18 protein-coding genes and 1 pseudogene are annotated in these 22,713 nt (G+C 64.7%); 4 read left to right on the forward strand and 15 right to left on the reverse strand.

Annotation, left to right across the window (positions count from 1 at the left end; genetic code table 11):
- Positions 1–18 precede the first annotated feature (18 nt).
- From GOPIP_RS22880 to GOPIP_RS22925, 10 genes are all read right to left on the reverse strand, one after another.
- Positions 19–1,902: a GAF domain-containing protein gene (locus GOPIP_RS22880; protein WP_231386702.1), complete on the reverse strand. Its 1,884-nt coding sequence runs from the start codon at positions 1,900–1,902 to the stop codon at positions 19–21.
- A gap of 193 nt (positions 1,903–2,095) precedes the next feature.
- On the reverse strand, positions 2,096–2,845 hold the full coding sequence (locus GOPIP_RS22885) for a FadR/GntR family transcriptional regulator (protein WP_006372205.1): 750 nt from the start codon (positions 2,843–2,845) through the stop codon (positions 2,096–2,098).
- A 118-nt stretch (positions 2,846–2,963) separates the two neighbouring features.
- A complete protein-coding gene (locus GOPIP_RS22890; protein ID WP_006372206.1) occupies positions 2,964–4,103 on the reverse strand; it encodes an Rv3169 family protein in 1,140 nt (379 codons plus the stop codon).
- Between the two features lie 14 nt (positions 4,104–4,117).
- Positions 4,118–5,149, reverse strand: a complete 1,032-nt coding sequence (locus tag GOPIP_RS22895; RefSeq protein WP_006372207.1) for a phosphotransferase — start codon at positions 5,147–5,149, stop codon at positions 4,118–4,120.
- A 70-nt stretch (positions 5,150–5,219) separates the two neighbouring features.
- Positions 5,220–7,604, reverse strand: coding sequence for a PEP-utilizing enzyme (locus GOPIP_RS22900; protein ID WP_006372208.1), 2,385 nt, complete (start codon positions 7,602–7,604; stop codon positions 5,220–5,222).
- 42 nt (positions 7,605–7,646) lie between these two features.
- Entirely contained in the window at positions 7,647–8,714 is a 1,068-nt protein-coding gene (locus GOPIP_RS22905) for a phosphotransferase (RefSeq protein WP_006372209.1), read from the reverse strand.
- A 45-nt stretch (positions 8,715–8,759) separates the two neighbouring features.
- Positions 8,760–10,898, reverse strand: a complete 2,139-nt coding sequence (locus GOPIP_RS22910) for an acetate--CoA ligase family protein (protein ID WP_170320239.1) — start codon at positions 10,896–10,898, stop codon at positions 8,760–8,762.
- Positions 10,899–10,966: 68 nt separating this feature from the next.
- Positions 10,967–12,037 carry an alcohol dehydrogenase catalytic domain-containing protein gene (locus GOPIP_RS22915; protein WP_006372211.1) on the reverse strand — a complete coding sequence of 357 codons (1,071 nt, stop codon included), beginning with the start codon at positions 12,035–12,037 and terminating at the stop codon, positions 10,967–10,969.
- A gap of 10 nt (positions 12,038–12,047) precedes the next feature.
- On the reverse strand, positions 12,048–13,517 hold the full coding sequence (locus GOPIP_RS22920; protein WP_006372212.1) for an aldehyde dehydrogenase family protein: 1,470 nt from the start codon (positions 13,515–13,517) through the stop codon (positions 12,048–12,050).
- Between the two features lie 3 nt (positions 13,518–13,520).
- Positions 13,521–14,732, reverse strand: coding sequence for a cytochrome P450 (locus GOPIP_RS22925; protein ID WP_020171880.1), 1,212 nt, complete (start codon positions 14,730–14,732; stop codon positions 13,521–13,523).
- 98 nt (positions 14,733–14,830) lie between these two features.
- On the opposite strand from GOPIP_RS22925, the gene GOPIP_RS22930 reads away from it, so the two are divergent.
- Genes GOPIP_RS22930 through GOPIP_RS22940 form a run of 3 tightly spaced genes read left to right on the forward strand, consistent with a single transcriptional unit; the run spans position 14,831 to position 17,894 of the window.
- Positions 14,831–16,480: a PEP/pyruvate-binding domain-containing protein gene (locus GOPIP_RS22930; protein ID WP_006372214.1), complete on the forward strand. Its 1,650-nt coding sequence runs from the start codon at positions 14,831–14,833 to the stop codon at positions 16,478–16,480.
- Complete coding sequence (locus tag GOPIP_RS22935; RefSeq protein WP_006372215.1) at positions 16,477–16,674, forward strand: ferredoxin; 198 nt, start codon at positions 16,477–16,479, stop codon at positions 16,672–16,674. The genes GOPIP_RS22930 and GOPIP_RS22935 overlap by 4 nt, the downstream gene beginning before the upstream one ends.
- Positions 16,674–17,894 carry an NAD(P)/FAD-dependent oxidoreductase gene (locus GOPIP_RS22940; RefSeq protein ID WP_006372216.1) on the forward strand — a complete coding sequence of 407 codons (1,221 nt, stop codon included), beginning with the start codon at positions 16,674–16,676 and terminating at the stop codon, positions 17,892–17,894. Before GOPIP_RS22935 ends, GOPIP_RS22940 begins: the two co-directional genes overlap by 1 nt.
- 24 nt (positions 17,895–17,918) lie before the next feature.
- Here GOPIP_RS22940 and GOPIP_RS29200 read toward each other — a convergent pair whose 3' ends face one another.
- The 5 genes from GOPIP_RS29200 to GOPIP_RS22960 form a co-directional block, all read right to left on the reverse strand.
- Entirely contained in the window at positions 17,919–18,077 is a 159-nt protein-coding gene (locus GOPIP_RS29200; RefSeq protein ID WP_006372217.1) for a hypothetical protein, read from the reverse strand.
- A gap of 253 nt (positions 18,078–18,330) precedes the next feature.
- Positions 18,331–19,236 (reverse strand): esterase/lipase family protein, encoded by a 906-nt coding sequence (locus tag GOPIP_RS22945; protein ID WP_006372218.1) that lies wholly within the window; start codon positions 19,234–19,236, stop codon positions 18,331–18,333.
- Positions 19,237–19,321: 85 nt separating this feature from the next.
- Positions 19,322–20,221, reverse strand: coding sequence for an SDR family oxidoreductase (locus GOPIP_RS22950; RefSeq protein WP_006372219.1), 900 nt, complete (start codon positions 20,219–20,221; stop codon positions 19,322–19,324).
- A gap of 40 nt (positions 20,222–20,261) precedes the next feature.
- Positions 20,262–21,398, reverse strand: coding sequence for an acyl-CoA dehydrogenase family protein (locus GOPIP_RS22955; RefSeq protein ID WP_006372220.1), 1,137 nt, complete (start codon positions 21,396–21,398; stop codon positions 20,262–20,264).
- A gap of 2 nt (positions 21,399–21,400) precedes the next feature.
- Positions 21,401–22,195: an enoyl-CoA hydratase-related protein gene (locus GOPIP_RS22960; protein ID WP_006372221.1), complete on the reverse strand. Its 795-nt coding sequence runs from the start codon at positions 22,193–22,195 to the stop codon at positions 21,401–21,403.
- Positions 22,196–22,476: 281 nt separating this feature from the next.
- On the opposite strand from GOPIP_RS22960, the pseudogene GOPIP_RS28600 reads away from it, so the two are divergent.
- A pseudogene (locus GOPIP_RS28600) lies at positions 22,477–22,713 on the forward strand (hypothetical protein); the annotation flags it as partial.

Raw genomic sequence — 22,713 nt, forward strand, 5'->3', positions numbered from 1 at the left:
GCGCTCACTCGAGCGCGGTCAGTTCGCTGCTGAGGCATCCGGTTTCGGGGTGACGGCGATCGCATTCATCCGCAGAACGGCCATGGCCATCTGTGCGGTCATGTAGTCGGTGTCGTCGGAGACCACGGCCAGGTCGGTGAGTTCTTCGATCGTGCTCAGGCGGTATCGCACCGTATTCGGGTGCACCGCGAGGTCCTCGGCGCACTCGCGGACGTTTCGTCCCCGGAGCAGGAAAGTATCCAAGGTACTCAACAGCTCGTTGCTCCGGTCGGATCGGTGGTCCGCGAGTTCGCCGAACGCATCGCGCACGTATTGCAGGGCTTCCTCACGCGACGCCGATGCCAGCATCAACCGCGCGGCACCGACGTCCTCGGTCGTCACCACGGCCACTCCCGTCTCGCCGGTGTGGATCTGAGCACAGCGCAACACCTGGCGGGCTTCCCGATACGAGCGGGGCACCCCGGCGACACCGACCGCGAGCGACGAGATCGCCACGCAGAGTCCGCCGGATGGGGACAGGGCCGTGGCCACGTTGGCGATTCGTCGTCGCACCCACGCAGTTGCCGCCCGGCTGTCGAGATCGTGGGGGACGGGAACGACTGCAGCCAAAGCCGATTCCAGATTCGCCGCAAGCGCTGCCGAGGGGGATGCGCTTTCGGTGAGTATTTGCGCGAGGACGTGCGGCGTCGGTAGGACATCGATCGAGCCGACCCGAGGAGCGATAAGGCAGACGAACCGACGTTCGAGTGGATCGATGCCGAGTGACTGTGCGAGAGGATCCGAATCGGAAGCGGTGCCGCGCAACAGGCTATTGGTGAACGACTCGACGAGGTGCCATTCCAGATCGGTCTCCATCTGGTTTCGCGAACGCTCCAGCGAGATGTTGTGCGCCGCACGGCGCATGATCACCTCGTCCAGGGTTCCGCAACGCCCGCCGGTCTCGGCGACGACGATGTAGCCGTAGCGTCCCGTGCTCATATCGATGGGTGTGATCAGATGGCGATGAAAGATTCCCAGGTGTGGCTGCGGCTCCAGGGTCGCGATCCCGCCGGACTTCAGCGTGTCCATCGCGGCGCGAGCGCCGGAGTGATCGGTGAGGACCGACTCACGCAGGCGCGCCGTCGTGGCCGGTCCCGGGGGACCTCCCACCGCGACGCAACGAAGGGTGTCGTCGAAGACACCGCACGGCTTCGACAACAGGCGTGAAATGGTCTGCGCCACTTGGCGAATGCCGTTTCCCTCGAGGAGGATGTCGGCCAGGTGTCCCTCCATTTGGCGCGCCCGCTGCAGCATCTCCAGTTGTCGACTCTGTGTGTGCAGGCTTTCTCGCAGCTTGATGGTGAGCTCCACCTGATTGATCGCTGTTGCCGCGAACTCGGCGTAGGAGACCGCTAGGTCCTGATCGAGTTGTGAGAACTCCTTGGGCTCGTCTTCGGTGTCCAGGCACACCATCCCGATGACCTCTCCCCGAAGCAGCATGGGAACCCCCAGCACCGACCGCGCCCGCCATTTCTGCATCGCCGCTCGCACCGTCCGCGGGTCGGTGGTCGTGTCGCTGACCATGACCGGTTCCCGAGTGCTGAGGATCTCGCGTGTGAACTCGTCTCCCTGCATACCGCTCACGAGTTGCCGAACCTCGACGTCGATGTTGCGAGCGGCATGCGCAGCGTGTCCGCGGAACAGGCCGGTGTCGCGTTCGAGGAGATGCAGGCTGCAGCGGTCGGCACCGGTAAGCGAACTCAGCGTGCCGACGACGAGGTGGAATATCGATTCCAGGTCGCGCTCTTCGGCAAGCGCGGCGGCCATCGTTTGGAATGCTGCTATCTCGCGGCGTGATCGCTGCTCGTCTGCTGGTGGGCCATCTTCCGGCGAGAGTAGTTCGATCTTCGCGGAGATGTTCACCGCGCCTCCACTTCGGACCGTGAGTTACAAGCGACCGGCGACTACTCGCGGAGTGCGCTTCCAGACCAACAATCTACCGCCCGACGAGTGGTCGGCACTAGATCTCCAATGCTTTGTCGATGAACTCATGCCAATTTGGCGAGTGGGAGTCGCTCGAACGAGTTGGTATCCGGGTGGCCGGCAGGCAGGGCCCCTACACCTCACCCATCGGTTCGCCGGCACCCTCGTGAAGTGGGTCGAACACCGGCGGTGTGCGTAGGTGGCCACTCATCAACCGGTAGGCGGCCGCTGGGCGATGATTGACCACAGCATCGGTGACCGCGCGATGTTCGGCCAGTGACTGTTCCATCGACTCGCGGTCGCCCTGCAGGGTGATCACTTCGACCTGGCGGAAGATCGACCGGGCCACTGCGCCCATCAGTGTCGACAGCACCTCGTTGTGGCTTGCCTGTGCAAGAGTGCTGTGCCACTGAGCTTTGCAGGCGACGAAGTCGTGTAGTCCGGTGATGGCCTCGGCGGTCTTCTCGTCGATCAGCTGCAGTTCGGCTGCTTGCTCATCCGTCCGCTGCTCTGCGGCGAAGTACGCGATCCACGGCTCCATGACCTGCCGGGACTGTACCAGCGCGTGGTTGTTCGGCGCCCAGCCCTGCAGGTGCAGGTCCACCGACTCCATCACAGCATCGGCCGTCGGCCGCGAGACCACCGAACCGCCGTGGCGTCCAGGTTTCGTGTTGATGAGGCCCTGCCGCTGCAGTTGCTGGAGTGATTCGCGGACGACCGATCGCGCGAGACCACTTTCTTCAACGAGCTGGCGTTCAGTGGGGAGTTGCGTGCCGATCGGGAGCTCGCCGTCGAGGATCTTGCCGCGGATGAGGTCCGCGTAGACATCGGCCGGCCGGGGCACCTCGATTGCGCCGATCACCGTCGCCTTCTGTTCGCTCATCGGTTGACCCTGATATCCCGATCCTCATGTCCCGAAAACGGCACCCCGGTTCCGTCGGGCCGGTGTGCAGCCACGCATCGTCGCGCGCCTATCGAGCAGGTTATCGGTTGACCATTGCCTAGCTGTCGTTGACTGGCGCGTCCGAGCGTCGTGGGCCGATCCCGTCAGGTAAGCCGGAGGGCAGGTGGGGTCCGATGGCGACGTGTTCGAACAGACCGATTCCCTGTGCGCCGTCGCCCCGCACAGCTCGGCACAGTTGCTGGGCGTGCACGTTCTCGAGCTTCGCGGAGTCGGCATCGGCCAGGATCCAGTGTTCGGAGCCGACCGCGATCCCACCGTGGTCTGTGCCGTGTTTCCATTTTGGGTGGTAGTAGCCGAGGCCCCGCATCAGAAACAATCCTTGCAGATCGATATCGAGCGACCGCGTGATCGGCCCACGTGGGCCGATGGTGAGGTTCACATGGGTGGTTCGGCGCGAACCCGCGGCGTAATCGATGTCGAACTCGAAGGTGTCGCTGCGCTGAATCCTCTCCTCCTGGCCATACGGCGCATCACCGGGTTGCAGGAACGGCAGCACTGCGACGGTCCTCGCCTCACTGATGCCTTCGGGTGTTTCGTTCACCGCCACGAGCAGACATTCGTCGTCGAATCTCAGCAGTGTCCACGCGAAATAGATCGAGCTCCCGTGCGTATCATTGCCCGCTTCTGCGACCGTTCCAGTGCTTCGCGAGCCCCAGGACCGGTCGCGGAATCCCCACCAATTGTCCCGATCGCAGGTGATGGTCTCGCCGCCGACGGTGAACGTGCCGGACCATTCCCCGAATTGGACGGTGCGCACCCGTTCGGAGATGAGTCTCGCGCCGGATTCGCGACGCATGCGGCTGTCCTCGATGTGCTGGGTGACAGCGGTGAACGTCAGATCAGCCGATACCCCATCATGGTCGTCGAGCAGCACCCGCAGCGTCCGCATCGGTTCGACCACTTCGAGGCGAAGGGGGCCGGCGACCGTGTCACGATCGCGTGACAAGGGTGCGGACGCGAATACCGAGTGCTGCACACCATCGCGGGACACGCTGATCGCCGCGTCCACCAGTCCCCGGTTCGGGTGGACGCTGAGGCCGAATCCGACTTGAGTGGTGAGTGCACGATCGTGCAGTGCCATCCAGTGCCGGTCGTATCGCCCCGGGTCGCTGCCGACTGTTTGGCACACGGGTAGTGGGGCCTGATGGATGGGGAAGTCGTCCCATTTACTGAGCATCGATCCACTCACTTTCAGTCGAGGAACTCGATCAATTCGAGGTCGTGTGCCTGCTCGACACCTCTGGCGATCAGGGAGGCGAACATCTCGAACCCCCGCGATGTCGGTGCCACGTAGGCGAGCGCGGCGATCATCGCGAGGAGGACGGACCCGGATAGCCGGCGGTGTTCTGTCCATGCCCGATCGATATCCCAGCCGACGACGCCGCGCGCAGCTAACGCATCCACATGATGGGCCACCGTCTCGCGTTCGACCGCCCGGCGCTGAGCCGGGTCGAGTGCGGTGCCGAGCAGAAACGCGGGATCCCACGCAGGGCTTGTAAAGGCAAGTGTCTGCCAGTCGACGACGGTCGCGCCGTCAGTAGAGGACCACAGCAGATTGTCGAGTCGCAGGTCCTGATGTGTGAGCGTGCGCGGCCCGGTGACGGAGGCGGCCCATGATCGGCAGGTGTCGCCGAAACGGCCGATCAGCCGTCGTTGTGATTGGGTCAGCCCTCCGCCGACGATGTCGCCGTATCGTTGCCACGAACGGGCATAACGATCGGCGAGTCCGTCGGTGTGACCGTCGAGCCGGTTGTAGAACCGCATCTCGCCGCCGGCCGCCGCGACATCGTCCCACAGTGGCGCTTGTAGTCCGGCCAGTTGATTCATCGCCGAGGCGACTTGCTCGATGGTGCCGTCGCGTAACTGATCCAACGGTCGCGTCGCTTCGGAGAGGTCTTCGAGGACGAGCCCGCTGCGTCCGTCGGAGAAGGTGATCGTCCCCAGAAACCGAGGTGTCCGGATGTCGAGGTCGGGGAGCAGCTTCTCGTAGAAGAACTGTTCGCGCGCAAACGCATCGATGCGCCGGGCCGTCGACGCCGATTGCTCGTTACTCGGTGGGAGCTTGACAAACACGCCGGCCGGGCCGCGACGAGCAGGCTCGTACGACAGCGTGACTCGAAAGCTGTCTGCGAGTTGTCCTGCACCGCAACGGCTTGACTCGATGGTATCGAGATCCGAGCCAATGCTCGGGATCTCGGTGCGCAGGAGTGTCCGAAGTTCCACCGGATCCGGGTTCGAACTCCCGGGAGGGGGAGCCGGGCTCGCCGGCGCCCTTCCCGGTGTCGTCGACGGATTATTCGTCATCGTCGGTACGAGCACGCCGCAGCGTCGCCAGCAGATCTTCGTGCAGCTCCATCCATACGTCGTGATAGGACTCGCTCAGAGGCGCTGCGAGCGCAGTATGCTCCCCGGATTGAAAGCGGTCGCGCGCATTGTCCAGTCGTGATGAATAGATCGTGAATCTGGCGTCCACGTCCGCCGCGTCGGACAGCACCGTCAGGATGCTCGAGTGCACACCCGCCAAATCGCCGGTGGTGGCGTCGAAGTCCTTGTCGGTCTGCCACCGCGTGGTGAGCAGCTTGAACTCGCGATTGGGTTGCAGGAACGCGCGATAGGCGATCTCGAGCTGCCGGAGTTCGGCTTCGGTGAGTGATCCCTCTGCGAGAAGGAGCAGACGGGCGCGACCCGAGGCGGTCAGTCGAGCACCTGTCACCCGGCCGGATCGTTGCTTGACGAACCCCTGCGCGGTGGCATCCGCGAGCCGCGAGCTGACGACGTCGAGTGGTAGGCCGGTACTCGCGGCGATCTGCTCGGCGGTCGCGAAGCCGCGGGCACGAACCGCACGGAGGACATCGAATTCTCCGTCGGCGGTCTTGGGTGCGTCGCTGCTCTCCGGCGGTACGTCATTCGCCCATGAACCGGTGAGAAACAGTCGCGGAATCATCTCGGTCGCGACGCCGCTGACGATCGTTTCGTAACACGCGGTCGGGGCCGGATGCACGGACATGAATCCGTGGTCGTCGATGAGCTCGTCGTATATGCCGGCGGCGCGAGCAAGAGGCAGAACGAATCCGGAGGAATACACCACGGCTCCGGCCATGACCTTCTCCTCCTGGGTCATCGAGGCGATGTGCTTGTAGAGCGCCTCGGATTTGGTCTCGGCCGCTGCACGCAGATCGCTCATGTCCGACAGGGAAAGGGTCTTCAGCTGGTCCATCGGAGTATCGAACTTCTCGCGCGCGTAGACCGCGACGTCGGTGACGAAGGGGAGGTAGTTCGCCGGATCGGTGAACATCGTCGACAGATCGAGCATCTTGGTGTTGAGATGCGAATCCTTGTCGAAGAACATGGCGATCGTGACCGCATACGGGAGACCTTCCGTGTTCTTGGACCATTCATATACCGGCTCGTTGATGAACAGGTCCCGGACGATGACGAACCCGCCGTCGGGGGTCGGATAGGGCCCGCTGTCACCCAGCCCGAGCCGGTTGTCGAAATGGAGCAGGAAGCCGAGCAGTTCCAGTGCGCCATTGAAACGCTGGAACGTCGACCGATCACTGTCACCGGCAAGCGAGATGCGGTCGGCGGTGAAACGGTAGATCCACGACGGGTCGAGGATCGGGGCGGTGAAACCGCGCATTGAGGTGAACATCGGCCCCGATCCCCATAACCCCTTGTACAGCCTGCGTACCGACGACATCGCCTCGACGATGGTATCGGCACGGTACGCGGGGTCGTGCAGGCCTAGTTCCAGCGCGATTCCACGTCCGAAACTCGGCGCACTCGCACAGGCCCAGATGTGCAGGAGGTTGATCTTGGTGCCGATCTCCTGTTTGGCGCGCTTGCCGATCTCTGTCAGCCCGTCCGCACCCACCCGATCGGCAATCGCCTTGAGCCACCCGGGGTGGTGGAACCAACAGTCCATGATCCCGACGGCTTCGTACTCCTGGCGTGGGATCAGACCCGATTCGCCTTCAGTAGCACGCGCGGCCAACGCATCCCACTCGTTCCACGCCAAGTAGTGCAGGATGTCGTTCGTCTCTTCGATCGTCAGTTCCCGGTCGAACGACGGATCATCGAGATCGAGGACGTTCGTGGACAGCCGCGTGCGCATGATGGCATCGCCTTCGACACCCGGCGGGACCTCGCCCTGGAACTTCGTCAGGAGGGCCTGGATCTGTGCCATCTGCTCTGGCGTCATTGCCGGCGCAGCGGACTCGTCTGCAGGTGAATCATCCACCGGCGCTCCGGCTTCGACGCTCACCACACCCTGCGGACGTTTCGACACATCCAGCCGGATACGTACACCGTCGGCGGGAATGGTCTCGCCACGTGCTGTGCGGACACCTCGTTCGAAGGCGACCGACATGATGCACGGAATCCCGTACTCCCGGCTGAGGATCCCGAGGTGACTCTCCGGGGCGCCCTGCAGGGTGATCACTCCTCGGACTCCGGCATTCAACGCCATGGCCAAGAAGGTGGTGGTGCCGCCGCGTGCGATGACGATGACATCGCTCACATCCTCACCACTCTCGACGAATGAGATGACATCATCAGGTGTGTCAAGCCATTTCACTCTCCCCTCGACGAGTTCACTGCTCTCGTAGACGGTGAGACCCTCGCCGACTGTCTCGAATACGGCGTTGTCCTCGTCGACGACGGTGGGTTGCGTTGGCATCGTGCCTCCTGATGTTGATGTGAAAATCGGGCTGACGGCCGTTCAGTCCGGCAGAAAATCGAGGGAGTCGAGATCGAGTGCCATCTGGGCGCCCAGCGCGAGCAGACGCGCAAACATGGCTTCCATTCGGGCGTTTGATTTGACCGATGTGATCGGCGGAACGAGCATGAACAGAATCGAAAACGCCGACCAGCGGTAGGCGTCCCAAGCGGCGTCGTGGTCCCACGTGACGCCCAGATCCTCGAGTTCGTCCAGGTGTGTGCGGATTTCGGCCTGTTCCACGGCGCGTCGTAGTTCGGCATTCATCGAGGTGCCCAGTAGATATGCGACGTCGAACATGGCTGGGCCCCAGCCGATCGTCTGCCAGTCGATCGCCACCACGTCGGTGGGGGAGAACAGCATGTTGTCGACGCGATAGTCATGATGCACGAGTGAGAACGGGCCGAACGCCGACGCCGCCCAGGTTTCCGCATTCTCGACGAATCGGTCGATGCATGCCCGTTGGTCCGGAGAGAGAGCCGCGTCGAAATCGGTTCGCGCGCTGTGCCATGACTCATGCATGCGGCGCAGGATGCCCGGAATGGGTACACCGATCCGGCGGTGTAGCCAGGCCAGATCTGCGGTCGCCGTCTCGTCCCAGAAGGGGGCCTGCAGAAGAGCGAGCTGTCGGCGGGCTCGTTGCACATCTCGCAGCGCGGTTCCGCCGATCTGATCGCCGGGGCGATAGTTCTCGGAAAGATCTTCCAGGACAATCGTGTTCGGGATGCCTTCTGCGCCGGTACCGGACACTCCCAGGAGACGCGGCACCCGAACGTCGGTGTGCGGGGCCAGCTCGGTGTAGAAGCGTGCTTCGCGCTCGTAAGCACCGAGCGACGCTGCGGTGGTTGCGGCTGCCGAATCCTGGGCCGGCTGTTTCACCACTGCGCTGGGCGGGCCGCTGTCGGGATCCTGCCACGTCAGCGACACCCGAAACGTGTCCGCCATGGCACCTGCGCCGATGGCGGTCGCGCTGATGCCGGTGAGGTGGGCAGTTGCCGACGCCGCTCCGGTCGACCGCAGCGCGGTCTCGAGTTCGGCGGCATCGTTGACGCCGCTCCGCGTGACGATCACCGCTGATCCTTTCGTTCGTCGATCGCGAGTGATCTGATCGGGCGGTCAGACTCGGGTGATGAGAGCATCGAGTGCCTCGATCCGATCGCCGTCGACGAGCAGTGGATTGACCTCGACGGACTCGATGTCACCCGCGAGCGCCTCGGCCACCGATGTGATCGACACGATCGTGTCGACCAGCAGGTCCATGTCCACGGGTTTGCTGCCGCGGAATCCGTGCAGCAGCCGACACCCGCGCAACTCGCCGAGCATCGCGATGATGTCCCCACGGCCGACCGGCAGCACCCGTAACGCGGTGTCGTCGAGCAGTTCCACCAGCGCTCCGCCCATGGCGATCGCCAGCACCTGCCCCCAGTCGGCGTCCCGGGTCACGCCTACCAACAGCTCGATACCGCTGCGCCGCATCGGACTGACCAACACGCCGTCCAAGGTGACACCGGCCGCATCGGCCCGCTCGGTGATCCGTTTGTAGGAGTCCCCAACCGCCGCGTCCCCAACGAGATCAAGTTCCACACCGCCGAGTTCCGTTTTGTGCGCCACCTCCGCCGAACACATCTTGAGCACGACGGCTCCATCGAATGCCTCGGCGGCCGTGATGGCCTCGTCGCGGCTCGTCGCCAGCGTCGACGGGACGAACGGGACCCCGGCGACGCCGAGCAGATCGCGCGCGACCTTCTCACTGAGCGAGGGCGAATCCGGAAGTCGGATGGACGCATCGGGCGCGACGCCCGACCTCTGCGGCTCGGACGTCCCGGGTGAGCGTGATCGAAGCCAGGTCGACCAGTGGGCGAGGCCGGCGGCGGCCCGGACGAATCGCTCCACCCCCGGTAGGACGGTGGCGATACCGCTCTGTGCCTTGATGTCTCGAACCTGCTCGGATTGTGGTTGATCGATCTGCGGGAAGATCACACCGGGGATGCCGGTGGCGCGAATGGCCGCGCCGACCGCGGTGAAGGTGTCGACGCGCTGCGGTTCGCCATCGGTGGGCAGCGACGTGACCGCACCGATGAGTCCGATCTCGGGCTGGGCCGCAAGTGCCTCGAAGGCGCCGCGCCACATGTCCGGTCTGGTGGCCGCTGCTCCGGTGATGTCGAGCGGATTCTGGGGATGGGCGAAGGACGGGAGTATCGCGGTCAGGCGGGTGCGTGTGCTGTCGGACAGTGGAGGCAGTTGCAGACCCACATCGTGTCCTTGGTCGGCGATCAGATCACACGCGCCGCCCGACACCGACATGATCCCGACGCCGCTCCGCGGCAGCGGGCCGGTGTTCGCGCACAGCATTCCGGTGCAGATCAGGTCTTCGACCGAACGCACCCGGATGACGCCTTCCTGCCGCAGAAGCGCATCGATCACCCGGTCATCACCAACCAGTGCACCGGTGTGCGCCTTCGCCGTCGCGGCCGCGAGTTCCGAGGTGCCCGCCTTCAGGATGATGATCGCCTTGCCCAGCTCGGCGGCGCGGCGTGCCGCCGCACGGAACACGTCGGATTTGCGGATGGTCTCGGCGAAGATGCCGATTGACCGCGTGTGTTCGTCCTCGACGAGGTGTCGCACCACGTCTGCGACGGTGATCATCGATTCGTTTCCGGTGGTGACGACGAAGCTGAAACGTGCATCGTTGCGCGCGGCGTAGCCGACCAGCGACGACCCGACCGCACCGCTCTGGGTCACCAGCGCGAACGGACCGGGCTCGATGGGCATGTCGAGGCCGAGCGCGCACAGTGCGATGCCGTCGGCGAAGTTGGCGAAGCCCAGGTGATTCGGGCCCAGCAGCACCACCCCGAGCTCTTCGGCCAGACCGACGAGTTGGTCTTGTTGGCGTCGGCCGTCCGGTCCTTCTTCGGCCCACCCCTGACTCAGGACGGCCGCGGCCTTGGCTCCCCCGGCCGCCGCGTCGCGGAGTGCGTCGGCTGTTGCCTTCTGCGGTGTCAGTAGGAAGGCACAGTCGATACCGCCCTCGATATCCCGACAGGACGGCACGGTCGGGGTCCCGTGGACCACCGCGGTCCGCGGGTTGACCAGGGTGATGGGCTTGCCGGCGTCGAGGCGTGCGTGCTGGGTGAAGGCTCTGCGCGAGAACAGGTTCTTGTCGCTCGCGCCGACGAGTGCGATCCGCTCGGGTCGGAGGAGATGGTCGAGTTGCTCGCTGGTGACCGGTCGGTTCAGTGGCACTGGGTGTCCCATTCCGTAGTCTGCATGGCTTGTACAGCAGTGCGAGGTAGTGAGTGGCGAAATATCCGGCAGATGGGCATTCAGATGCTCACCATCGTCCGCAATGAGGTGCCGGATCGCTGTGCCGATACGACGTCGTTGATTTTCGCGAGGTCCACGACGTCGTCGACCATACTTGCGAGATCGAAACGTCCTGTGCGCCATAGAGAGATGAGCTCGGGGACGTCGCGTTGCATGTCAGCCGAGCCGTAGTACGAACCAATGAGCTGCTTGGCGTCGTGGAAGAGCTCCTGTGCGCTGAACTCGACCGGATCGTCGGCTCGTCCCGCGCCCACGACGACAACCCGTCCGCCACGCCGGGCTGACGACCACGCGGATCGGATGGTCGATGACCGCGCAACCGCGTCGATGACGACATCGAATCCCGGCGCGTCGGTGAGTGCCGAGGTGGGATCGTCGTCGGGGGTGAGCGCATGGCTTGCGCCCAGGGAGATCGCCATGCTGCGCCGCGACGCGAACGGGTCGACGGCAACCAGCTCGCCGGCCCCGGCGATCCGCGCACCCTGTAGTGCGCTCAGACCCACTGCACCGCAACCGATCACCAACACCGATTCACCCGGGCGGACCTGTGCGGAATGAACGGCGGCGCCGAATCCGGTGGGTACCGCACAACCGAGGAGCGCGGCGTATTCGAATGGGATGTCGGCCGGCAGCGTGATCACCCCGGAGGCGGCGATGACCGTCTCTTCGGCAAAGGTGGCGGTACCCAGGCCTGCCTGGACGGCGGAGCCGTCGACCGTCAATCCGGCGCCCTGCTCGCTGGACCGCTTGCGATTAGAGCAGATGTAGGTCTCGTGTCGACGGCAGTTGTAACATCGGCCACATGGTGGGACCCAGGTGATGAGTACGCGATCACCGACTGCCAGTCCGGTTACGCCGGAGCCGATCTCCACAATCTCACCGGCTCCTTCGTGGCCCAGGACAACCGGCGCGGTCTGACCGAACGCACCGCCGGACAACGAGATGTCCGTTTGACACACCCCGGCCGCCCGCACCCGGACCGCAACCTCGCCGGGACCTGGCTCACGGCGTGTCGCGTCCGCGCGCACGTCGAACGGACCACCGATCGCCCACGTCACTGCTGCTCGCATTGGTCTTCTCCTACGACTTGTGGTGGAGGCCGAGTACGGCCTTGGTTTCCAGGTATTCGTCCAGGCCGAATCGGCCGAGCTCGCGACCGATCCCGGACGCTTTGTATCCCCCGAAGGGCGCGACCGGCGGCTGCGGTGAACGCACACCGTTGATCCGCACCTGCCCTGCCGCGATATGCCGCGCAAGAGCTTCGGCCAGAGCCGGATCGGCCGACCACACCTCGGCCGACAGTCCGTACGGTGTGTCGTTGGCGATCCGGACCGCATCGTCAAACCCTTGGTGCCCCAGCAGCACAAGCACGGGACCGAAGATCTCGTCGGTGACCACGGGATCGTTCTCGCCGACGTCGGTCACAATCGCCGGGGTCACGTAGTACCCGGCGTCGAAGCCGTCGGCCCGCACCCCGCCGGCGACCGTTGCCCCGCGAGCGCGCGCGGCATCGAGATAACCCAGAACCTTGTCTCGCTGTGCGGCAGATGCCAAGGGGCCCATCGTCGTCGACGGATCAATCGGGTCCCCGAGGACGTAGGACGCAGCTGCCGCGACAGCGATCTCCCGAGCCCGCGCAAGTTCGCCGTCGGGGACGATGAGCCGGGTCGGCGCGTTGCACTTCTGGCCGGCATTGGTGAAACAGTTCCTCACCGTGGTGCGGACGGCGATCTCCAAATCGGCGTCGTCGAGCACCACCGCGGGCGACTTGCCGCCGAGCTCGAGGGTTGCCCGGATGACTCGACCGCCGGCGACCTGACCGATGTGTTTGCCGACCGTCAGTGACCCAGTGAAGGAGACGAGGTCATAGCCCTCTGACTGGACCAGCATCTCGCCCGTGGTGCTGCCGCGACCGGTGACGACATTGACCACGCCGGCCGGTATCCCCGCCGCGTCGCACAGCTCCGCCAGGAACAGTGCGTTGAGTGGCGTCAGCTCAGCCGGTTTCAGCACAACAGTGCATCCGGTCGCCAGGGCCGGCGCCAACTTGGCGATGATCTGATGTACCGGGAAGTTCCACGGAGTGATGGCCAACACCACCCCGACGGGTTCACGCACGATTGTGGTGCCGGACTCGTCGTCGTATTCCCACCGGGTGGTCCGGGCGACGTCGACGATACTGCGCAGCACCGATTCCGGGAACGCCGCCTGGACAGCCCGCGATTCCGTCAGCGGCATGCCGATCTCCATCGAGGCGAGCACAGCGAGCTCTTCACCGCGATCGTGTAGGGCGTCCGCGAGTGCGTCGAGTAGCTCGGCCCGGTGTTCGACGGTGGTGGCCGCCCATGGTCCCAGGGCCTGTCGCGCCGCAGCGAAGGCCGCATCGATGTCGGCTCTGGTGCACTCGATCACCGACCCGATGACCTGCTCGGTTGCCGGGTTGTGCACCGGGACGAGTTCTCGATCCGACGGCGAACTCCACCGTCCGTCGATGTACAAGCGCGCGTCCGGCACCACGACGGTGTCCGGCGCGAGTTCGGTACCCGTCATCGATCAGGCCTTTCCGATGCACACAGGAAGATCGGTCCATCCGCGGAAGATGTTGTGTTCCACTCGAACCGGGCTGCCAGTGACCTCGAAGTGAATGTTGCGGCGTAACGCCTCGGTGAAGAAGGCCCGGATCTCGGCGCGTGCGAGGTGGGCGCCGAGGCAGAAGTGCACACCCCACCCGAATGTCAGGTGCTCGTTGGGGGTGCGATCGATCCGGAAGGCATGCGGATCGTCGAACACCTCGGGGTCGCGGTTGGCCGCCGAGAACCACAGGACCACCTTGTCGCCCGCGGTGATGTCCTTGCCGCCGATCGTCATCGGCTCCAGCGCGGTCCTGCGCATCGCCGCGACCGGGCTCACCCAGCGCAGGACCTCTTCGACCGCGGGGTTCAGTGCCGACCTGTCCGCGACGAGGCGTTCCCAGGCCGACCGGTTCCGGTCGAAGAGGATGGTTCCGCCCGAGACCGCGTGGCGCGTGGTCTCGTTGCCGGCGGCGACCAGCACGATGTAATAGGCGGCGAGTTCGTCCCAGGTGAGGGGCCGACCGTCCTTCTCGCCATTGGCCAACACGCTGATGAGATCGTGGCCGGGTTCCCGGCGGCGCAGTTCGGTGAGCATCTCGAAATATGACATGACCTCGTCGCGCGCCTCGGCCAGCGACGTCGCGTCCACTTGGTCTGCGGGGTCCGAACTGGTGAGCCGGTTGGTCCAGTCGACCATCTTCGGTGCGTCCTGCGCGGGCACACCTAATACCCGGGAAAGCACGAGCATCGGCAGTCGCGCCGACACGGTGTGCACCATGTCGAACTCGTCGTCACGGCTGGTCACGTCATCCAGCAGATAGGTGACGGCCTCGTCGATCATCTCCTGCCACTGTTTGATCTTGACCGATCGCAGATGGGGCACGGCGATCTTGCGTAGTTTGGCGTGCTCGGGATCGTCGAGATTGTGCAGGCTCGCCAGTTTGCCCTCGACCTTGCGATCGACGATCTGGGTCCCGGAGGCCGAGGACAACCTCGTGTTGTCGTACGCGGCGGCTTTGACGTCCTCGTAACGGGTCAGCGCCCAGAATCCGGGACCCAATGCTGATGGCGGGTTCCAGTGGACGGGGTCAGTCGATCGCAACTCGTCCAACAGGGGCATCTCTCGGTCGGCGCTGAAGATCGAGATATCCATCAGATCTGCGCGATCCGGCGTTGCTTCGGTAGTTGTCACGTGCGTCACTTTCTACGACTTTTGTGTGGGCCTTCTCACAAGTTAGAACTTCTGCTATGTTTTTGTCAACCATAGAAAAGGTTAGACCAAGGAGCGATGTGACCACTGTGACGCGACATTCCGGTACGTCCCCAACGGCGCTTGAACAGGCGATTTACACCTTCGATCACCCTCACGCGGCATCGCACGACGACCTGGTGCACCTCCTTGGCGGCAAAGGCGCGGGCCTGGCCGAGATGACGAGCGCGTTGGGTATCAGCGTTCCGCCGGGATTCACGATCTCGGTGCCGGTGTGTCACGAGTACCTCGAGAACGGGTGGCCGGATGGCATGGACGACGCGCTTGCCGCCTTCACCCGGGAGTTGGGTGTGCGGATGGGACGGTCCCTGGGGGATAGTCGAGATCCGTTGCTCGTCGCGGTCCGGAGCGGGGCGCCGGTCTCGATGCCGGGCATGCTGGACACCGTTCTCAATCTCGGTCTGAACGACGACACCGTCGAAGGACTCGCCGCGGTGTCCGGCGACGCCCGATTCGCCTGGGACAGCTACCGTCGATTCCTGAGTATGTACGCCGTGACCGTGATGGGCGTCGACCCGTCGGTGGTCTCGGCCGCAGCTGTGACCGAAAATGGTGACCTACGCCGCCAGGTCGACGAGTTGAAGCAGCGGATACGCGACGCGGCCGGACGTGACGTTCCGGTCGATCCGGTTGTACAACTGCGCGGCGCGGTCGAAGCAGTCTTCCGGTCATGGAACAGCCCTCGTGCCCAGACATATCGAGAGCGGGAAAACATCGATCAGGGATTGGGCACCGCGGTCACGGTCCAGGCGATGGTGTTCGGGAATCGTGGTGAGAGATCGGGAACGGGAGTTGTGTTCACCCGCGACCCGGCGACCGGGCACAAAGTGCTCTACGGCGACTATCTCCCTCTCGCGCAGGGGGAGGATGTCGTCGCCGGCACGACACGTACGCTGCACGTTGCCGATCTGGCGACCATTCATCCGGAGATCTTCGCGCAGCTGCACGACACCCTGTATGGACTCGAGCGCCATTTTCGCGACATGTGTGACGTCGAATTCACCGTCGAAGAGGGGAAGCTCTGGCTCCTGCAGACACGTGCCGGCAAGCGAAGTGCCTGTGCTGCAGTCCGGATCGCGGTGGACATGAGCAACGACCCGGAGATCGCGCTCACGCCCGCCGAAGCCGTCAATCGTGTGCCGCCCGAGCTGCGCGACCGGGCACGCGACGAGGCACTGGCCCATGTCAGCGACGGCAGCAGTGGACCCGCAGTGGTGACCAGGGGCTTGGGTGCATCGCCGGGGCGCGCCACCGGGCGCGTGGTTCTGACCAGTGAGGCGGCCGCCGACGCCGAGGATGACGTGATCCTCGTGCGGCCGGAGACCAGTCCGGAGGATGTCGCCGGCATGGCGGCGTCGGTTGGCCTGCTGACCACCACCGGCGGACTCGTGAGTCACGCCGCCGTCGTCGCCCGGGGATGGGGCATACCAGCTGTGGTCGGTGCACACGAATTACGCTGCGGTGCTGCCGGTGTCACCACATCGAGCGGGCAGCAGATCGCCGAGGGCGACACCATCACCATCGACGGGACCACCGGGTGCGTCTGGCTCGGGGCGGTCGCGCCGCCGTCGTCGGCCCTCGTTCGCAAGGCGATCGAAACCGAACTACCTGAACTCCTGGTCCTGGACTCCTGGGCAGGAACCAACATTGTGAAAGGAAATCAGTCATGAAAGTTGTTCTCGACGTGGCCAAGTGCACCTCGCTCGGCAATTGTGAGGCGGTGGCGCCCGACTACTTCGAGGTCGGCGAGGACGGCGACCTCCAGGTCCTTCGCCACGATGTGCCCGACGATCAGCTCGACCTCGTCCGGCAGGCGGTCGCCGCCTGCCCAACGGCCGCACTGTCGTTGGTCGAGGACGAATAGTGGGCGTCCCGGACAAGGTCGTGATCGTCGGCGCGTCGCTCGCCGGATTACGTGCCGCTCAAGCGGCTCGCGCCGATGGATTCACCGGAGAACTCGTGCTCATCGGAGATGAGACCCATCTACCCTATGACCGCCCGCCGCTGTCGAAGGACTTCATCCTCGGTGTCGAGGAGCCCGTCACACCATACTTCGACGGGGCCACCACGTTGGCTGACGAACTCGACATCCGATTGATGTTGGGTGCTCCTGCCGACTCCCTCGACAGCGCGTCTAGGCTGGTGACGGTCGGGGACGTCGCAGTCGACTACGACGCCATTCTCCTGGCCACGGGGTCGGCTGCGCGTCGACTGCCGGGCAGTGAGCATCTGCAAGGAGTGGAAACGCTGCGAACGCTTGACGATGCGCTGCGCGTCGGCCGCGCTTTGCGGTCCGGGTGTCGCACGGTGATCGTCGGCGGTGGCTTCATCGGATCCGAAGTGGCCTCCGCGGCGGCTGAACATGGAGCGCACGCGACGATCGTCGAGGCGGCCGAGACCCCGCTGGTGCGTGCTGTCGGCGCGACCGCCGGCAAGTGGCTCAGTGATCTCCATCAGCGCCACGGAACCGAATTGCTCTGCGGCGCAGGCGTTGAATCGCTGGTCGGCGGGAGCCGTGTGGAGGCAGTGCGGCTTACCGACGGACGTACACTGACGGCCGATCTGGTGGTCGTCGGGATCGGCGCCGACCCGAACACGGGTTGGCTCACCGGCTCCGGGCTGACCCTCGACAACGGCATCGTCTGTGACGCGACGATGAGGGCGGGCGAGAGTGTCTGGGCCGCAGGGGATGTCGCGCGGTGGTGGTCTGAGGATTTCGAGCGGTCCATCCGAATCGAGCACTGGACGAATGCTGCCGAGCAGGGTGCCCGGGCCATGCGCAACCTGTTGGCACCGGAGAGCCCGGTGGCCTATCGCCATATCCCGTATTTCTGGTCGGACTGGTACGGAAGTCGTATCCAACTCGTCGGACTCCCGGTCGGGGAACCTACCGTCGTCACCGGGTCTCCGACGTCGGATGCCTTCGTCGCGCTCTACCGGGAAAACGACCGCCTGGTCGGAGCGCTTGCATTGAACCGTCGGGGGGACGTCATGAAGTATCGCGCGCTGATCGCACGGGCGGCTTCGTGGGATGACGGGTTGGCGTTGGCCGAGGTGCGTAACGCCCGCACGGTGGCGGTGTGACACGCGACCGAGCATTTCTGCCGGTTAGCCATCAGTGACCCAGGACGTCGCTTCGAAGGCCTCGGCCAAACCAGCTGGGCGGTATCCGTTGCCGATGCTCAGCGCTTCGCTGATCGCGTCGATGTTCTCCAAGAGCGTCAATGCGACGCGGCTGACACGGTCACGCCGAACAGCCGAGCTCATATGGCCCTCTTCGCGGAAATCGGTATGGCGCGAGCTGCAAGAGCGCGCCAACATTTGGAGTCGGGCGCCGTCAGGAAGGCGGGGATCGCTGCGGCGAAACGCAAGCCGCGGACAACACCGAAACGCATCGCGTGTCACAGGTCGGAGTGAATACGGTCAGGTATCGCCCCTACGAATCGGCAACTCGGACCGCACTTCACGGGCGTGCCATCGCCCGTTGACAGACCACACCTCGGTCTGAACGATGTGCCGCTCAAGGTGCGAGGGACGCATTGTGCACGAAGGGCGCCACCGGGCGGCAGTGTGGCGCGGTGAGCGGTCGTTCGGCGAGCCGGTCGTCGACCAGCGACGCGATGTTCTCGTCGTAGGCGAGCGTGTTGTGGTCGGCCAGGTCGTTCGGGCAATAGTCCTGGATGACGATGTTGGTCACGGATGGTCCTGACGGGAGTGCGGATTCGCGCGTCTCCACGACCAGGTCGTGTCGCGAACTGATGGTCAGGTAGCGCACGCCGGGTCGGGTCATCCCGCCGCGTGCGGTCGCACGCACGAAGTCCGAACCCACGGCCCCGTCCCGAACGATGGGCAGCGCATCACCAACCCGTTGTGCCAATGCGGGATCGGATCTCAGTTCGGTGAGCAGGCCGTAGAGGCGCACACCGTTGGTGATCGGCGCGATGCCGATCATGTCGTGCACCGTGCGATCGCCACCGAGATGATTGATGTAGTAGAGCGGGACCAATCCGCCTTCTGAGTGGCCGACCAGGTCGACGGTATCCGCTCCGGTCTCCCGACGGACGACGTCGATGAATCGCCCGATTTCGGCGGCCGACTCGGTCAACGCATTGACCTGCAGCAGCGGCAATTGTGTGCCGGTGCCGCGACCGTAGTCGGTGCCGTAGACGCAGTATCCCTGTGCGGTCAGGCGGGTCGAGAGGTAGGACCAGCTGACATAGGAGCTCTCGAACATTCCGTTGACCAGGACCACGGGACGTGGATGGCGGGGAGACGGTACGCAACCGGGTTTGTTCATGCCCGGCGGGATCGCGTCGGGATTGGCCAGCCCGTAGGCAAAGGCGTTGTTCCAGTTGACTTGCGGCGGTCCGGTCGGTGGGGGTGTGGCACTCGCGGGACCGGCCGCCGACGCCAACCACATCAGCATGCACGCGAACGATGTCCACGCGATGCCGCTGATTCTTCGGGATCGGGATCTGCACATTGGTGCCTCCTACCGCGAACGTCCTCACCTACACGGTGCGTTGGCTCCTGCTCGACGCGGAGGCAGCCTTGCTGCTCTCCTTGATCTGCTCCCAATCGGCGTCGGAGAGATTCGTCAGGCCGGCGAATGTCCCCGGACCCGCCAACATCTGACCACCGTCCATCGCGATCGTCTGCCCGGTCAGATAGTCGCAGGCGTCGGAGAGCAGGAACATCGTCAGGTTGGCCAACTCGTCGATGGTGCCGGCACGACCGGCGGGGATCTGATCGGTCTGGGTTGCACCGACCGAGCTCTTGTCGGTCGGATTGAGCATCTCCCAGGCGTAGTCGGTCGGAATCGGTCCGGGGGCAACAGCATTCACGCGGATGTTGTACTTCGCCCACTCCACGGCCAACGACATCGTCATCGAGTGGACCGCGGCCTTGGCCATGGCCGAGGGCACGACGAATGCGCTTCCGGTCCACACCCAGGTGGTCAGTGTGGACAGGATGGAACCGGGCAGACCGTCGGCGATCCACCTCTTGCCGGCCGCGTGCGCGGTGTGAAAGGACCCGTTCATCACGGTGCTGGTGATGGCCGAGAACGCGCGAGGGCTCAGATCCTTGGTTTGTGCGATGAAGTTCGCCGCCGCGTTGTTGAGCACCCCGGTCAGCGGCCCGTGATCGGACCAGATGGTGGCCATCGTCGAGTCGACGCTGTCGTAGTCGCGTACATCCACCGTGTGGAAGTGCACGGACCCGGGGCGGGGAGCCGATGCCTCCTCGGCGGCCTCGGCCAGTACGGCCTCACGCCGGCCCCACAGGTGGACTTCGGCGCCGTGCTCCACCAGATGGCGGGCGACGCCCCGGCCGAGGCCGGTACCGCCGCCGGTGATCAGGATGCGTTTGTCGGCAAGCAGTTTCGGGGAAAACGTGGTGTCGTCGGTCATCATGCACCTTTCGGAGCAGCAGTCGTCGGGTTGGGGGAACTCACAGGCCGATGTTGTTCGCGATGATCTCGCGCTGAATCTCGTTGGTACCGCCATAGATCGGAGGAGCGAGCGCGCGACGCACCTGGCCCTCCATGCCGTACTCGCGGGCGTAGCCGTAACCACCCATCATCTGCATGGCCTCGAGTGTCGTGTTCTTCGCGACCTCGGTGCATCGCATCTTGGCCATGGCGCTTTCCCGCGCGAGATCGTCCTCGAGGCCGGCATCGATCTTGGCCGCGACATCGTAGACGAACACCCGGGCGAGTTCGATGTCGGTGGCCAGATCAGCGATGCGGTGTCGCAGCGCCTGGAAGGAGCCGATCGCCCGGCCGAACTGCTCACGTTGCCGCGCGTAGGCGATGACGTCGTCGAGTGCTCGACGGGCACCACCGATGCTCATGGCCGCGATGATCATCCGTTCGATGCTCAGGCCCCGCATGAGTTGCTTCCACGCATTGCAGGGCTCTCCGACGACCGCGGAGGCGGGTACCTCGACGTCGGTGAAGAACACGTCGTTGCAGGTACGGGCTTCCATCGTCTCGATACCGCGAATGGTCAACCCCGGGGCGTCGGTGGGCACCATCAGCAGCGTCAAGCCCTGATGTTTGGTCCCCGAGGAGTTCTCGCGGGCGAGGACCAGGATGTGTTCGGCCACATGGGCGGCCGAGATCCAGGTCTTCTGACCGTTGATCACATATCGGTCGCCCTCGCGCCGCGCGGTGACCCGGAGCCCGGCCAGATCGGAACCGGCGCCGGGCTCGGACAGGGCGATGGCCTCGAGCCGCCCGGCAGCGAGATTGGTGACGATGGTCTTCTTCTGATCGTCGGTGCCCCACCGCAGATAGGTCTGAGCGGCGGTGAGTCCGGTGGAGTAGCCCGTGATCGGAGCCAGTCCGCGGGCGGACTCCTCCAAGAAGATGCACTCATCGACGAATCCCGCACCGCCACCCCCGAGTTCTTCCGGCAGCGACACCGCCAGCCAACCGTTGCCCGCCATATCGGCCAGCACTTTCGGGCTGTTGGACAGGGTGCCGCCGTCGGTCACGGCGTCGCGCTGGACGACGGTTGCCAGTTCGCGGCGGCAGTACTGCTCGACGGCCGCCGCGAACTGGACCTGTTCGGTGGAGAACTGCACTGCTACTTGCCCCGGTAGGGGGTGAAGTCGGGCTTGCGCTTCTCGTTGAACGCCGTGATGCCCTCGCGGGCTTCGGGGGTCTCGCCGAAGATCTCCAGAGTCGAATACGCCATCTGCCCGACGCTGACGAAGTGTTCGGTGTCGGTGTTGAGCGACTGCTTGAGGACTTTCAGTGCGGTCGGGGAGAAGTCGAGCATCTGGTCCGCCCATGCACGCACCTCATTGCGCAATTCGGCGGCCGGGACGACCTTGTTGACCAGACCCCAGTCGAGGGCTTCTTCTGCCGACAGGCGGCGCAGCATGAACCAGATCTCTCTCGCGCGCTTCTCGCCGACGACGCGAGCCAGGTATCCCGAGCCGAGGCCGGCGTCGAACGATCCGACGCGGGGACCGTTCTGGCCGAACTGGGCGGTATCGGCAGCGATGGTCAGATCGCACAGCACATGCAGCACGTGTCCACCGCCGATGGCCAGACCGTTGACGGCGGCGATGACGGGCTTGGGGTTGTCGCGGATGACGCGGTGCAGCGACTCGACCTCGAACAAGCCGCTCTGCGACGGGCCGTAGTCGCCGGTCTCGGCACGCTGTTTCTGATCGCCTCCCGCACAGAATGCCTTGTCGCCGGCTCCGGTGAGGGCTACGACGCCGACATCGGAACTGGCCCAGGCCCGCTTGAACGCGAGGATCAACTCGTCGACGGTCTGGGCGCGGAAGGCGTTGTAGCGCTCGGGGCGATTGATCGTGATCCACGCCAGCCCGTTGTCGACCTCGTAGGTGATGTCGGTGAATTCGGCCATCAGACGTCGGTGTCCTTTCGTGTGCGGGCGGGGCCCGGCGGTTTCGGTCATTGGACTGACCATTTGCATGACAGTATCGTCGCTTGCCGCCGCGGCGCAAGAGTCCTGTCCGCGATGAGGTGCTGCGGACCTGTCTGACAGTTGCGGGGAGGTGTGTCCGGCAGTCGCCGATGTCCGATAGGTTCGAGATTTACAATCGGACTGTCCATCCGCTGCGATGGGTGATCCGCGCCTCATCTCCGGGTCGCCGCGCGGCTTTCTCTGGATAAAGGAGTTCCGTGATGGCCACGGCCACGGCCACCCCGCCCGTCCGCTTCGGTCATCTCAACCGATGGTTTTATGCGGCAAGAGGATTCCTCACCCCGTTTTTCGGGACCGGTACTGTCAATGTCCTCTTCGGCATCGTGGGCAAACCGATGGCCGATGAGTTCGGATGGAGCCGCTCGGTGATCACCATCGGTTCTCGCTCTAGCCTCGATGTTTCGCGGGGTGACTCCCGCCGCGTGAGTTGGTCCGTT

Origin of the sequence: Gordonia polyisoprenivorans NBRC 16320 = JCM 10675 (assembly GCF_000241325.1) — a bacterium.
Lineage (GTDB): Bacteria > Actinomycetota > Actinomycetes > Mycobacteriales > Mycobacteriaceae > Gordonia > Gordonia polyisoprenivorans.